General features: G+C 38.4%; 13 protein-coding genes. 8 read left to right on the top strand and 5 right to left on the bottom strand.

From position 1 onward, the window contains the following. Window positions 1–4 precede the first annotated feature (4 nt). Window positions 5–1,009, bottom strand: coding sequence for a 2-oxoacid:acceptor oxidoreductase family protein (locus tag BQ5321_RS13055; RefSeq protein ID WP_071394900.1), 1,005 nt, complete (start codon window positions 1,007–1,009; stop codon window positions 5–7). A 397-nt stretch (window positions 1,010–1,406) separates the two neighbouring features. On the opposite strand from BQ5321_RS13055, the gene BQ5321_RS13050 reads away from it, so the two are divergent. The 5 genes from BQ5321_RS13050 (at window position 1,407) to dacB (ending at window position 5,631) form a co-directional block, all read left to right on the top strand. Then, window positions 1,407–2,078, top strand: coding sequence for a DUF421 domain-containing protein (locus tag BQ5321_RS13050; protein WP_071394899.1), 672 nt, complete (start codon window positions 1,407–1,409; stop codon window positions 2,076–2,078). Window positions 2,079–2,186: 108 nt separating this feature from the next. After that, window positions 2,187–2,444 (top strand): DUF1292 domain-containing protein, encoded by a 258-nt coding sequence (locus tag BQ5321_RS13045; RefSeq protein WP_071394898.1) that lies wholly within the window; start codon window positions 2,187–2,189, stop codon window positions 2,442–2,444. 354 nt (window positions 2,445–2,798) lie between these two features. Then, window positions 2,799–3,743, top strand: coding sequence for a DMT family transporter (locus tag BQ5321_RS13040; RefSeq protein WP_234978467.1), 945 nt, complete (start codon window positions 2,799–2,801; stop codon window positions 3,741–3,743). 60 nt (window positions 3,744–3,803) lie between these two features. Continuing rightward, the gene (locus tag BQ5321_RS13035) at window positions 3,804–3,986 is read left to right on the top strand and encodes a hypothetical protein (protein ID WP_071394896.1); all 183 of its coding nucleotides are present in this window, start codon (window positions 3,804–3,806) and stop codon (window positions 3,984–3,986) included. 157 nt (window positions 3,987–4,143) lie between these two features. After that, window positions 4,144–5,631: a D-alanyl-D-alanine carboxypeptidase/D-alanyl-D-alanine endopeptidase gene (gene dacB, locus BQ5321_RS13030; RefSeq protein WP_071394895.1), complete on the top strand. Its 1,488-nt coding sequence runs from the start codon at window positions 4,144–4,146 to the stop codon at window positions 5,629–5,631. A gap of 51 nt (window positions 5,632–5,682) precedes the next feature. On the opposite strand, the gene BQ5321_RS13025 is transcribed toward dacB, so the two are convergent. Beyond that, the gene (locus BQ5321_RS13025; protein ID WP_159433432.1) at window positions 5,683–6,471 is read right to left on the bottom strand and encodes a S1C family serine protease; all 789 of its coding nucleotides are present in this window, start codon (window positions 6,469–6,471) and stop codon (window positions 5,683–5,685) included. A gap of 264 nt (window positions 6,472–6,735) precedes the next feature. Here BQ5321_RS13025 and BQ5321_RS13020 point away from each other — a divergent pair, with 264 nt between their 5' ends. Further along, window positions 6,736–9,885 carry an S-layer homology domain-containing protein gene (locus BQ5321_RS13020; RefSeq protein WP_071394894.1) on the top strand — a complete coding sequence of 1,050 codons (3,150 nt, stop codon included), beginning with the start codon at window positions 6,736–6,738 and terminating at the stop codon, window positions 9,883–9,885. A 68-nt stretch (window positions 9,886–9,953) separates the two neighbouring features. Here the strand turns inward: BQ5321_RS13020 and BQ5321_RS13015 are convergent, their stop codons facing one another. Continuing rightward, window positions 9,954–10,172: a hypothetical protein gene (locus tag BQ5321_RS13015; protein WP_071394893.1), complete on the bottom strand. Its 219-nt coding sequence runs from the start codon at window positions 10,170–10,172 to the stop codon at window positions 9,954–9,956. A gap of 269 nt (window positions 10,173–10,441) precedes the next feature. On the opposite strand from BQ5321_RS13015, the gene BQ5321_RS13010 reads away from it, so the two are divergent. Beyond that, window positions 10,442–10,684: a hypothetical protein gene (locus BQ5321_RS13010; protein ID WP_071394892.1), complete on the top strand. Its 243-nt coding sequence runs from the start codon at window positions 10,442–10,444 to the stop codon at window positions 10,682–10,684. Window positions 10,685–10,733: 49 nt separating this feature from the next. On the opposite strand, the gene BQ5321_RS13005 is transcribed toward BQ5321_RS13010, so the two are convergent. Continuing rightward, window positions 10,734–11,585, bottom strand: a complete 852-nt coding sequence (locus BQ5321_RS13005; protein WP_071394891.1) for a DegV family protein — start codon at window positions 11,583–11,585, stop codon at window positions 10,734–10,736. Window positions 11,586–11,859: 274 nt separating this feature from the next. On the opposite strand from BQ5321_RS13005, the gene BQ5321_RS13000 reads away from it, so the two are divergent. Further along, window positions 11,860–12,792 (top strand): diacylglycerol/lipid kinase family protein, encoded by a 933-nt coding sequence (locus BQ5321_RS13000; protein WP_071394890.1) that lies wholly within the window; start codon window positions 11,860–11,862, stop codon window positions 12,790–12,792. A 392-nt stretch (window positions 12,793–13,184) separates the two neighbouring features. Here the strand turns inward: BQ5321_RS13000 and BQ5321_RS12995 are convergent, their stop codons facing one another. Beyond that, window positions 13,185–13,781 (bottom strand): EAL domain-containing protein, encoded by a 597-nt coding sequence (locus BQ5321_RS12995; RefSeq protein WP_234978465.1) that lies wholly within the window; start codon window positions 13,779–13,781, stop codon window positions 13,185–13,187. Window positions 13,782–13,795: the final 14 nt, after the last annotated feature.

The raw sequence follows: 13,795 nt of genomic DNA, 5'->3' as shown, positions 1-13,795 counted from the left end.
GAAATTATTTTACTAGCTCGAATAAATGCGGTACGCGGTTTGCATCAGCGTATCCGTCATTTGTTTCCACTTCACTTGTCAATGCTTCAACCGGACAGGCATGGACACATTTTAAACAGCCTTTACAATATTGATAGTCAATTCCTTGCAGGAACATTTGTGGACGCCCTTTTTTATCGGGACGCTCTTCCCAAACAAAACAGAAGTCAGGACAGGCTGTATCACAGGCAGCACAGTGGATACATTTATCATCATGATAATGTGGCAGCATACCTGCACGAGAAATACTTAAATCCTTGAAAATACTATTTCCTGGGTCAATGACAAGCCCGCCAATTGGCTGTGTTTCGTATCCAAGAGTTGCTTCAGGACGAACAAATGGCTTCGACTCAGCTTCTGGACTTGCTTCAAAGGTTTTAAACTGTACTTCGTTATAGCCTCTATCAAATGTACGAAGATTCGATTCTACTAAATGCGGGTATTTTTTCTCAAAGGTACGGCGAATCGTATCTCTCATTGAATCCGCATCTAAGAAATCAAGAATGCGGTAAAGGGCACCAAGCATGGCTGTGTTTACCTTTGTTTTTTCTTCTAAGGCAATTTTTGTTGCATCCACAACAGCCATAATTCCACCGTCTATATTCATTAACGTTTTAAGCTCATCAGGAGATTGCATTGAGTTTACTAGAATCGTACTGTCTGGATAAATCCCGCTTGTACAATCTAGTGTTTTGTATAGAGCATCATGGAATATCGCTACGACATGTGGTCGTTCAACAGGAGTCGTGTCGCGAATATTGGTATAGGGTTCACAAAAACGAATATGACCTTTTACTGGTGAACCTTTTTTCTCAGAGCCATAGGATGAGAAGCTTAGGCCATTGAATCCATTTCCAACGACACCAGCTTCAGAAAGTAATTTACCTGCCAGATTAGCTCCCAATCCACCAATGGATTCAAGACGAATTTCAAAAAAACCTAATTCATTTACTTTGGGTAACTTAGTCAAAAGAATTCCTCCGTTCAAACCTAATAATAATTGAGCTCATTCAATTTTGTGAATATTCATAAATATGAACTCATTATAACAGCGGTATTTTTTTTATGCAACAGATTTTTTAGTTTTTTATCATTTGTACTTCAACCACTATTATTACTGCTTTAATAGTTGTTTTATGGACTTTTCATTAAAATTGTACCATTCGTTTTTCAGTCTTGTTTCATATATAGCGATAGTGTAAATCTTTATCTTCCATTCGCTAAAAAGCATAAATATACGAGTATTTTCATTTCGATTCGACATTTTTTCCAAACTGTATGGTTAAGTGAAAAATGAGAGGTTTAGAATTTTTTTATGTGTCAATACCTGTAACAAAGACGTTTTACAAGAAGAAAGAGGTGATGGGTTGTACATAAATATTTTGTCGGATCTAGTCGTTGGATACATCGCATTATTTCTTGTAGTCAAACGATTAGGAAAGACCCAGCTCAGCCAAATCACGCCGTTTGATTTTATATCTGCACTAGTATTAGGAGAGCTTGTTGGTAATACGGTGTTTGATGATAAAAGGGATACACTTCCTATTGTTTTTGCTATTACCGTTTGGGGCACACTAATCTACTTAACAGAATTCCTAACACAAAAGTTTAGAAAACTACGGTATATTTTTGAAGGGAAACCTGCGATTCTTATCAATAAAGGGAAGCTGGATTGGAAAGAGCTCAAGAAAAATCAAATTGATATTGACCAGCTTCAGGAAATGCTGCGGATGAAGGATGTCTTTTCTATACAGGAGGTTGAGTATGCCATATTGGAGAATAACGGTGGAATTAGTGTTCTGCGGAAATCAGCAGCTAATCAGCCGACCAATCAGGACTTAAACATTCAAGTGGAAGATAGAGCATTGCCCTTAACGATTATTAGTGACGGTGTGGTGCTTGAAAACAACTTAGAAAAAGCAGGCGTTACCAGAGAGTGGCTGCAAAAGGAGATTAAGAATAACGGGTTAAACACGGAAAAAGAAATCTGTTATGCAGAGTATGAACCTGGTAAAAAGCTGTTTGTACAGACCTATTAGGATAAAAAGTAGTATAAGGATGGTTTATCAATCAACGAATTCGAGAATGGTTCCATTGATTTAAGGGGAATGTATATAAGTGCTTATTTTTTATAGGAGGTAGTCGAAATGGAGAACGATTCACTACGAGACCTTGTGACCGTTGAGGATGAGAGCGGAAGGCAAGTATCCTATGAGGTTGAAGCCTTATTTGAAATGCAGGGTGAATCCTATGCCCTATTGCGCAATCAGGATGACACGATCTTAATGAGAGTGGAAGAGGATGAACATGGACAGCATTTAGTCAACATCTCCAGCGCTTCAGATAAAGAATCTCTCTTGGATGCTTATCAAATTGCTGTGGATTCCGTTCCTGCGGAGGAATAAAGAAAAAAGCAGCCCTTTCCTATAGGTGCTGCTTTTTTTCTTAGTATCTAATTATTTTTTTTGCTCGGATCTTTCTTTTTCTCCGTATTTTAGCTGGTCATGATTCATGCCTTTTTCCTTGTTTACCTTACCGCCCAGGCTGACATTGGAAAAGTTTTTTTGATTAACCATAGGACACACCTCCAGGATTATAGTCTGTTCATTACTTAAGAAAATATGTCATTGAGTCAGAAGTTCTGAATATTTCCAGTATAAAAAAAGAGCACTCTTGGATTGAAATGGGTTTATAATAAACCTTTAGGGGTATAGATACCCTCAAATAGGACCTATAGGAGATGAATTGGGTTGAAGAGTGTGTTTCAAAATAAATGGGCAATCATCGGGATGGCGATTTTCTGTTCAATATTATGGGGAAGTGCCTTTCCCGTCCTTAAGGTTAGCTATATAGAATTACACTTAGCTGCAAATGATACAATGGCACAGATTGTATTTGCTGGACTTCGTTTTCTGTTGGCTGGACTAATTCTGCTACTGTTTTTATTCTTTACGAACCGAAGTCAATTGCTGGTGAAACGTTCGCATATTCTGATTTTAGTATTATTTGGCATCATTCAAACGGCTGTGCAGTATTTTTTCTTTTACAATGGACTGTCAAAGGTATCAGGGATGCAGGGGGCCATACTTTCCTCGAGTGGCACGTTCCTCGCTGTCATTTTAGCGCATTTTTATTATCGGGACGATCGAATGAATTGGAAAAAAGCAGTCGGTATGATAACCGGAGTCGCTGGAATCATTGCCGCTAACTGGGGACAAGAAATTCAATTCCATTTTGAATGGAGTGGAGAAGGCTTTATGATTTTATCTGGACTAACAAGTGCTGTCACAACGATTATGACAAAGGAACTAGCTGCGGATATCCGGCCAATAACCTTAACAGGCTGGCAGCTAACGATTGGTTCCTCTGTTCTATTATTAATCGGCGTTCCACAGCTTAGTGAACAGTCCATCACCTTTACACCGTTTGGTTTGGGATTGTTGGTTTATGCTGCCCTTATTTCATCGGTGGCATTTGCCCTTTGGACGAACATTCTCAAATATAATAAAGCAGGGGAAATGAGTATCTATAGCTTTTTAACACCGGTTTTTGGCACGATTCTGTCAGCAATTTTTATTCCTGGTGAAAGCTTTAATCTATTCATCCTTGCGGCAGTTTCATTGGTAGCCGTTGGAATTCTTGCGATAAATTATCAAGGACAGCTGTTAAGTTCAGTGAAACCGCTAAGGAGGAATGTCGGCTAGGGACATTCCTCTTTCTTTTACAATAATAAAACAGTTACAATAGGGGAAGGGGGTGAGAACATGGAGATGACACAAATACTAGGAGAAAAATATTTCAGCTTAGATGCAGCACAGGTAGATAAAAGCCCTGAGGAGTTAGTTGTGACCAATAACGATGAAACCTATTATATAGTTTCAAGCGAGGCTTTTGAACAGACACTTAAGGATTTACATTATAAAATTGTTGTTCATTTAGGAGAGTAAGTACATTCAAATGAACCGAATAGAAAAAGCGCCTATATGGGTGCTTTTTCTATTCGGTAAGCTTTTTTGATCACACAGGGTGGATAATATTTTTTAGTTATTTTTTTCCATGTCATGTGGAATCCTATGGTTACTATCAGTAACGGAGTGTGAAGTGATGAACAGGAATATTTGGCTAAAAGGCATTTGGGTCAAAGGCTACATAATAATTGCTCTGATACTCTTAAGTTTAACCATGCATAATGCGGATTCAGCTCAGGCTGCCGATCCTTTTTTACCAGTAGCGGCGGAAATAGATGAGCTTGTAAAGGACTCGAGACTTAAGGGATCCATAACAGGAATAAGTATAAGAAAAGCGGAGAGCGGTGAGATTGTCTATTCCAAAAATGGTGATATTCGATTGCATCCAGCCTCTAATATGAAACTCTTGACTGCTGCAGCTGCCCTAGAAAGACTTGGTGCCGATTATCAATTTTCAACGGAATTATGGACGAATGGCAGGGTTAGGGGAACAATTCTTGATGGTAATCTGTATCTAAAGGGTAAAGGGGATCCGACCTTGATGAAGGAGGATCTTGACCATTTTGCAGAGGCATTAAGGGCAAAAGGAATTACTCAAATTAAAGGAAATCTGATAGCAGATGACAGCTGGTATGATTCTATTCGACTGTCACAGGACTTAAATTGGTCTGACGAAGCCTTTCATACAGGTGCCCAGGTTTCAGCCTTAACCCTCTCTCCTAATCAAGATTATGATGCTGGTACGGTTCTTCTTGAAATCACCCCTGGAGATAAGAACGGGAATCTGGGGAGTATTCAGGTGACCCCGAAAAATAAATATGTCACTATTATAAACAAGACAAAAACAGTTGCTGATAAGGAAATAAGCCGGGTTACCTTTGAGCGAATTCACGGAACCAACACCATCATGGTGGAAGGAACGATTTCGAAAAACAGTAAACCGATAAAAAAGTGGGCTGCCGTCTGGGAACCGACTGAGTTTGTCTTGGAGATTTTCAAGGATTCTTTAGAGGAGAATGGAATTACGTTTACAGGAAAAGCCCTATTAGGTGTTACCCCCAAGAAAGCGGAAAGGCTGGCTCTCAAAAGGTCCATCCCATTAAAACAACTTTTGATCCCCTTTATGAAGCTGAGTAATAATGGCCATGCCGAGATGTTAACAAAAGAAATGGGGAAGATGGTCTATGATAACGGCAGCTGGGAATCAGGCTTACAAGTCATTGAGGAGACGTTGGCAGAATGGGGTCTTAACGAAAAAACCATTCAAATTCGAGACGGGTCCGGAATGTCCCATAAAAACATGATTCCGGCAAATGAACTTTCCCAATTACTTTATACAGTACAGCGCAAAAGCTGGTTTCCTGAATTCGAAAAGTGTTTGCCGCTTGCTGGTCATCCGGACAAATTGATAGGAGGCACGTTAAGGAATCGTCTTAAGGCTGAGCCTACAAATGGAAAGGTAAGAGCTAAAACAGGTTCGATTTCTGGAGTTTCTACATTAAGTGGATATATGACAGCAAAGAGCGGTCAAAGATACATTTTTTCTATCATGATGAATAATGTTCTAGCTCCCTCCGTAACCGATATGGAGGATCAAATAGTAAGAGCGCTTGCTGAAGGATAATCAGGAGGGAGCATTGGCCACATCACTATGATAAAGGGTGTCAAAATGTTGTTACTTTCCAATTGAGACACCCTGATTCTGAGGGATTTTCTCGAAAAAGGCTTCCACTGGTATCGCAAGACCTGTACCGTCATCTAACGTTTTGGCATAAACGACTCCTATTGCTTCTCCATGTAAACCAATCACGGGGCTTCCACTGTTTCCTTTGTATATAGGCGCAGAAATCATCAGTAAATGATTACGATTGGATTCCTCCAATATATTTCCTTCGTTTACAATTTGATTATGGAAAAGCGGGTTGCCAATTACGTAGATGTGATCGTGTGTGGTCCATTTTTCAGGCTTGCTTAAAGTCAGAAACGGTAAATTGTTGCCATCCACCTTTAGGAAGGCTAAATCAAGCTCAGAATCCATCTGAACGATAGAGGCTTCTAATACATCCCCCTGTGGAAAAATAACGCTAATCGGATTCATGTCCTCTACCACATGTCGATTGGTGATAATAAAGCCATCTTCTGACACATTAAAACCCGTCCCCTTTGTATAAGGATCTTGAATCGTGACAACGGCCTCCTTGTATTTCTTGATATCCTCCTGTTTAGATAATTGATTAGATTTTTGTAGAAATTTAATCGAGGGGAGATTAAATACCTGCGGCCATACTTGATTAAAGCTAATCAATAAGGCTAATACCAATCCGATTGAAACAAGTTTTACCAATAAGGATTTCCGTTTTTTCTGTTTTTTACGTAAAATGACATCCTCTTCATTCGGTAAAAAATCCTCTATAGGTGGTTCCTCGCCATATTTCTTTTCTTCATCCTGCTCATGCTGATCCATTTTCATTAATCCTTTCATATAGCTAATTATTCTTCAATTATGGTACCAAACTCAGATAAAAATCAAACATCTTTCTTTGTTTCGATTGGAAAGACTGGCTAATTGATAAATATTATATTTGTATATCGAAATATTAGAATATTTAAATTTTGCTTAGAATACCTATATTAAAAATGTATCTTAATTGAATAAAACACGCATTCAAAACAAACGCTAATTGCGACCGCCATGGTCCTAATAAGAATAAGGAGCGTTAGTCAAACTATGTATCAATTTAAAAAGCATGTTGTACAAGAACAAGAAAATCAATTAGTGATTTCATTATATTTAGATATACCGAATGTAGAATTTGCAGCAGAATTAGGCAAAAGTCAAAATGAACATGAAGACTTAGAAAAAAGCGCAAAAAGCTATATAAAATCAAAATTTCCTAATTTAAAAAATGCGACGGTTAAAATCATGGCGGGGGGTATGCTTGTTTCCACATTAGCATTGGGTGCTGCCAGTCTGTCTCCACAAAAAGCGGGAGCTGAGGCTAATGATGCGATAAACCCTCCTTCATCAGTGGTAGCACAGGAGGATACGACTGGTACACCAACAGGTGGTGATGGGGATGGGACGGTCGGTGATCCTACAGATGAGACTGATGGAGATGAGACCGCTGCTGATCCTACAGATGGAACTGATGAAGAAGATACGACTGCTGGTGATTCTACAGATGGAACTGATGATGAGGATGCGATTGCTGGTGATCCTACAGATGAGACTGATGAAGAAGCGGCTGTTGGTGATACTGACGATGCAGCAGGCGATACTGTCGTATCATTCAAGGATACGGGTGGTACATATTTTACAGAACCTGTTGAGGTATTGGTTGAAAAAGGAGTTGTTAAAGGGGTTAACGATGATCACTTTGCTCCATACAGAGAAGTTACAAGAGCAGAAGCAGCCGCTATGTTAGCTCGTGCGTTAAATCTTGATACGGAAGGAACTGTTACCGATCCAGGCTTCAATGATGTTTCAGCTAATAGTGATTTTTACAAGACGATTGCCGCTCTAGCAGATAAAGATATTATTTCTGGTTACGATGATGGTTCCTTTAAGCCAAATCAAAAAATCACAAGGGCAGAGCTTGCCAAAATGATTGCTGGAACCTTTACAAATATAGAAGTAGATGAAAATGCAGAAACAACCTTTACAGATGTTGGTCAGGATTCAACCTTTAAAAATTATATTGCCGCGATTCATGAAGCGGGTATTACAAAAGGTAGCACAGACGATACCTTTGAACCTTACAAAAATACAAGAAGAGCGGAAGCTGCCACGATGATTTACCGCTCTATCAATGTGGATTTGTTCGGTCAAGCTGACGGTCTTGTTCCGATTGAAGATATAAGCGACACAGCTGTTACCGTAAATGGTACCGAATTTAGTTTATCTAATGACTTGAAAGAACTGATAAATCTAAACAACAAAACTATTTTAGAAGATGCCGTTGTCTATCTGTCGACAGATAAAGAGGATACGGTTCAAAAAATACGATATTTAGAAATTAAAAATTCAGGTACAGAAGGTTCTCCTTTAGTCCTAGAGGGAGGAGACACAGTCATCCATGGACCATTAATCATTAGTGGTGATTATTTATCGATTAATGGTTTAACGGTAAAAGGCGATACCACCATTAATGGTACTGCTTCAGAAGTTGCAGCAGCTGCTACAGACACGACAACGGGCACCAATATCACCATTAAAGATTCTAAGCTTGGAGCAGTAGCAATTAAAGGTACGGTTAATTTTGTAACAGAGGGTTCAACGATTACAAAGTTAACGATTGAAAAGGCAAGTACAAAAGTAACCCTTGACGAAGCAGCTAAGATAGGCAATTTAGTCATTCCTGCAGGGATGTCAGCAGGTGACATTATTGAAAATTATGATTCGGTCAAACAAAATATTGAAAAAGTAAATGATGAGGCTAATGAAGATGCTGGAGATGGTGATAACACCGGTACTACACCAGGTGATGGAGATAATAACGGACAGGATCCAGACCCAGTCTTTGATGAAAATCAATTTATATACGATGTAAATGTAACGGAAGGAGAAGGGAACCTAAGAGATTTATTGCTGGAGCTTAATCATGGGGATTATGCTGACTTATCTGAGGCACAACAAACCGAAGTGGCAAAATTATTTTTAGTGCAAAATGAAACGACTGTTGAAGATGGTGAACGTACAAAAGGCTTGACGTCTGTTGATGAGATTGAAGACAAGCTTGGTGCTGCCATCACAACGTATAACCAGCTCTTAGGTGGAGTGAACGAAGCTTCCGATGTAGATGGAATGAAAACAGCCTTAGGAGGTATCGCTTCGTTATTTGATTTAACGGTAGATGATGCAATGGCACAAAAGGTATTAGATAGTAAAGCAGATACTGGTTATCCTTCCGTTACGTCAATCATGGATGTGCTGCAAGCAGATACTGATGATGAGGGAGAAGATCCAACAACGGATCCAGAACCAGATCCGACCCTTGATGAAAATCAATTTATATACGATGTAAATGTAACGGAAGGAGAAGGGAACCTAAGAGATTTATTGCTGGAGCTTAATCATGGGGATTATGCTGACTTATCTGAGGCACAACAAACCGAAGTGGCAAAATTATTTTTAGTGCAAAATGAAACGACTGTTGAAGATGGTGAACGTACAAAAGGCTTGACGTCTGTTGATGAGATTGAAGACAAGCTTGGTGCTGCCATCACAACGTATAACCAGCTCTTAGGTGGAGTGAACGAAGCTTCCGATGTAGATGGAATGAAAACAGCCTTAGGGGGTATCGCTTCGTTATTTGATCTAACGGTAGATGATGCAATGGCATCGAAGGTATTGGATAGTAAAGGAGATACTGGTTATCCTTCCGTTACGTCAATCATGGATGTGCTGCAAGCAGATACTGATGATGAGGGAGAAGATCCAACAACGGATACAACCGCTCCAGAATTATTAGAGGTAACACCAGAAAGTGGAACCAATGTAAACTTAGATCACGATAAAAACTTTACACTCACTGTAAAAGCACAAGATGAAAATTTGCGTGAATTAGAAGTTGACCACAACCTGACGGGCTTACCGGAGTTTAGCGTCTATGCGAGTGAAGAAAATCCATATGGTTCTGCCGATGCTAAAAAAGCTTTTGAAGAACAAGGTGTAATTGTCACTTATAATGCAGAGACACAAACATGGACCATTGATTTTGGTGAAACCGTGACAGATGCTATCGTGAACAAAGGCAATGTCACGTTCCACACGGTTCTAAGAGACGAGGCTGGAAATAGTAAGGGCAGCATGGACCCAACCACAGCGGATAATACGTTTACTTATACCGTAACTCAAAATGAAGCTCCGGCCCCATAAATCATTCAAACTGGAAACAGCCCATTGGTGTGATAATCACCAGTGGGCTGTCTCTTTTTAGGATCCATTTATCTTCTTTTTTTCTTATTATCACTAACGAACACCTGTTTCTTCACAACCTTTTCAAATTCGACCTGTACATGAATGACGTTTTCTTTTACCTCCAGTACACTTAATACTTTTCCTTTCCGGCCTTTTATTTTAATATTCTCATCTACAGCTGGTATTTGCTGTCGACATTGGCTTAGCACTAAGTTATTTTTCTCATAAAAATGAACGGCAACCATAGGTGGCTTCTCCTTTTTACTAAATTTTTCACAAAAAGAGAGTTCGAATTTATTCAGCTTCCTTACTAAAATATTGAAGAAACCTACATATTAGACCAAATACAGCTTGTATTCTCTAAGAATTTTTGAAATGGTATGAAGGGAGCGGGAGGGAGCATAGTCTTAGAACTAATGTGTGACTTTTGATATATGTATGTTCAGTTCTCTATGCTATTCTTGATTTGTTAAGTTTTGAGCATATAAGAGAAAATTTTTTGGAGGTACTTTCTATGAGCTGTGGTTGTACATCAAGATTACACGATGGAAAATCAATTGTGGATCATGTTAAAAGTAAAGGAAAAGCGGATTTGGCTCCGGCAATTGCCCATGAAATTGCATGTGATTGTGGTGAAGTTTTTACATTAGAAAAGGTTATTATGAATTGTCCAAAATGCGAAATGACGTATGCGGTTACGCCATGTGGTTCAGATGATTGTAACAATATTATGCAGGCCGGTATCAAATATGCCTAAAAGAGAAAAGGAAAATCCCGCGTAATTGGATTTTCCTTTTTCTTTTATTTTATTGTTCTTCCCTAAACCAGGTAAGTGCAATTGTTCCAGCCCCGGCATGTACTCCAATGGCTGATCCCAATGGACCAATAATGATCTCCATTTCCGGAGAAAGGGAGCGGACCTGCTCTTGAATAGTATGGGCTTCTTGTTTCGCAGTGCCTTCTAAAATATAGACCTTATTGATCTTATATCCTTGATCCAAATCCTCTTTTAATCGTGTAACCATATAGGATAACGCTTTTTTCTGCGAACGAACTTTATCATACGGTACGATATTTCCTTCATTGAACGTAAGAATAGGCTTTATTTGCAGCAAGCTGCCCATCATCATTTGAAGCGCACTCACACGGCCGCCTTTATGCAGCTGCTCTAATGAACCAATCATGACATAGAGTTGATTCGATGGATACATCGTCCTCAATGTATTGGCCGTATCTTCAGGAGAGATGCCATCGCGAATCATTTCCTGGCCCTTTTGAATCAAGTGACCTACAGGTAACGAAATTAATCTGGAATCAACTAGCTCAAGAGGGAAGCCAGCCATATCGGCCGCTTGCTTTGTTGCATTTGCTGTACCGCTAAGCTCGGTGGATAAATGAACAGCTATTCCTAAATCATATTCTTTCTTTAGTTCTTCAAAAAGAGCCACTAATTCGCCAATTACAGGCTGTGAGGTTTTTGGAAGAGTGCGAGACGTAGTGAGCTTTGAATAAAATTCTTCTTCTGTAATATCTATCCCGTCTAGAAAGCTCACTTGATCAAACGTAATAACGATTGGTACTACAAAAATGTTGTGTTCCTTTGCATATTTAGGATCAATATAACAAGTGCTGTCGGTAATCCACGCGATTTTTTTCAACTGAATTCCCCCTGTCTACAGTTTATTTTATATCTATTTATACTCATATCTTTTATCCTAATCTTTAAATCTATAGAGATTACATTTCTCTTTATTAGTACCAGCTACTATATGTAGTATATATGATAAACCATCAAAATTCCTAATAAAAGAATTTTTTGACTTCCTTTCATTGCTGATAAAAAGGGAAAGACTTATTGCGAGAAATGAAATGGAGTTATATTCTTATAGAGAAAAGCTTTATATCGTCATCTAACGAAAGGGGAGAACTCTCCTGGAAAAATACTACTTTATCATCAATGAAGCAGCAGGGAATGGAAAAGCGAAGCAAAACTGGGAAATGATAAAGGCTGAACTAGATAGAAGGAATATTCCATACGATTATTTCTTTTCGGAATATCCAAGGCATCCAGAGAAAATCGCTAGGGATATTGCTCAATCCGAAAAAGAGAAGATAGCAGCCATCATCGCAGTAGGGGGAGACGGCACCATACATGAAGTGATGAATGGTCTTCAAGGTTATTCATATATCAAAATCGGCTTCATACCAGCCGGATCTGGTAATGATTTCGCACGAGGATTTCTCATTCCAAAGGATCCAAACAGGGCGTTAGACTTTATTTTAATCGAGGATTCGACAATAGGTGTTGATGCAGGCGCGTATCAACTTAACGAAAATGAGAAAGAACGACTGTTTATTAATAATTTAGGAGTAGGCTTTGATGCAGAGGTCTCCCTAGCAGCCAATCAATCACGAATGAAAAAATGGTTTAATAAGCTTGGAATCGGTCGTTTTACATATGTAGTAGCACTTATAAAAACAGCGATAACCTATAAGCCCAATGATGTTATGTTAACTATCGATCATGAGATTAAACATATTCCTAAAGTTTGGTTTATCACAATCTCAAATCAAACGTATTATGGAGGGGGTATGAAAATCTCACCAGCAGCAAAACCGAATGATGGATTATTAAATATTACCGTTGTACATCAGCTTTCAAAGATTAAATTGCTTTTTATTTTTATCAGTGTATTTTTCGGTAAACATACTAAGTTTAAGGAGGTCAAAATGCTCTCTGGGAAAAATATAACCATAAATAGTCATGAACCTATGAAAGTTCACACAGATGGTGAAATGGCTGGAGAATCACCGGTAAAAATTAAAGTAAAGCCATCATATTTTCAAGTTTTTTCAAAACTATAAGGATAATGATCTATTTTATATAGTGGGCTCAAATGAATTCAGACACAAACTAGAACAGCTAACAGTAGAGTAAGGGAAGCTAAATATTTCGGTTTGTGTATTTTTAATTTTCTAGTTTACATAATGCACATTATAGGAACCAATTTCAAAAGAGACTTTTTTGTCTCATAATCTAAGTAAACTCTAAATAGTGAGACAGAATGAAATTTTTAGTTGATTTCTAACTGTAATAACTAAATTTATTGCTGCTTAGCCATGTTAATTCGCTATCAGTTTTTTTCAACAAGACAACGATCTTATGTAAAAAATTAATAATGGTAACCCCCTTTCGGCTACTAAAATTTAATTACATAAAAGGGGGAAATTTAAGTTCATTCTTGTAATATCCTTCATTATAATAAATGCAGCAGTTTTGAAAACGCCTCCACTGGCAGAGGTTTGCTAAATAAAAACCCCTGTATATAATGACAGTTTAACTTCTTGATTAATTTCCACTGTCTTTCGTCTTCAACACCTTCCGCGACAACCTTCAATCCAAAACCTTTGGACAATAAAATAATCGATTTCAAAATCGTTAAATCTTCATCAGACTTGTGGATATCCATAATAAATGATCGGTCAATTTTGAGATAATCCACTTGAAATCTTTTCAAATAACCAATGGATGAAAATCCCGTCCCAAAATCATCCAATGCAAAAGCATGTCCCATATCTCTTAATTGTTGAATCGTGGATAATCCAAATCCTTCACTTTTTATGATTGACTCCTCTGTAATCTCAATTTCAATAAGACTAGGTCTAATAGAATACTTTGTTAAATACTTTTGAATCTTATCAACCAGGTCGGCCTTCATTAATGTTTTGGCAGACAGATTGACTGATATCGGTACTAAGGAGTATCCTTGGTCCTGCCATTCTTTTAGCTGGCTACAGACCGTTTCGATGACCCAATCACTAATTTCATTTATGATTTCTGTTTCTTCCGCTATAGGTATAAACTGTC

The sequence above is a fragment of the Bacillus tuaregi genome, assembly GCF_900104575.1.
In the GTDB taxonomy this organism is placed as follows: domain Bacteria; phylum Bacillota; class Bacilli; order Bacillales; family Cytobacillaceae; genus Bacillus_BD; species Bacillus_BD tuaregi.
This window is presented reverse-complemented; position numbering and strand designations above follow the sequence as displayed.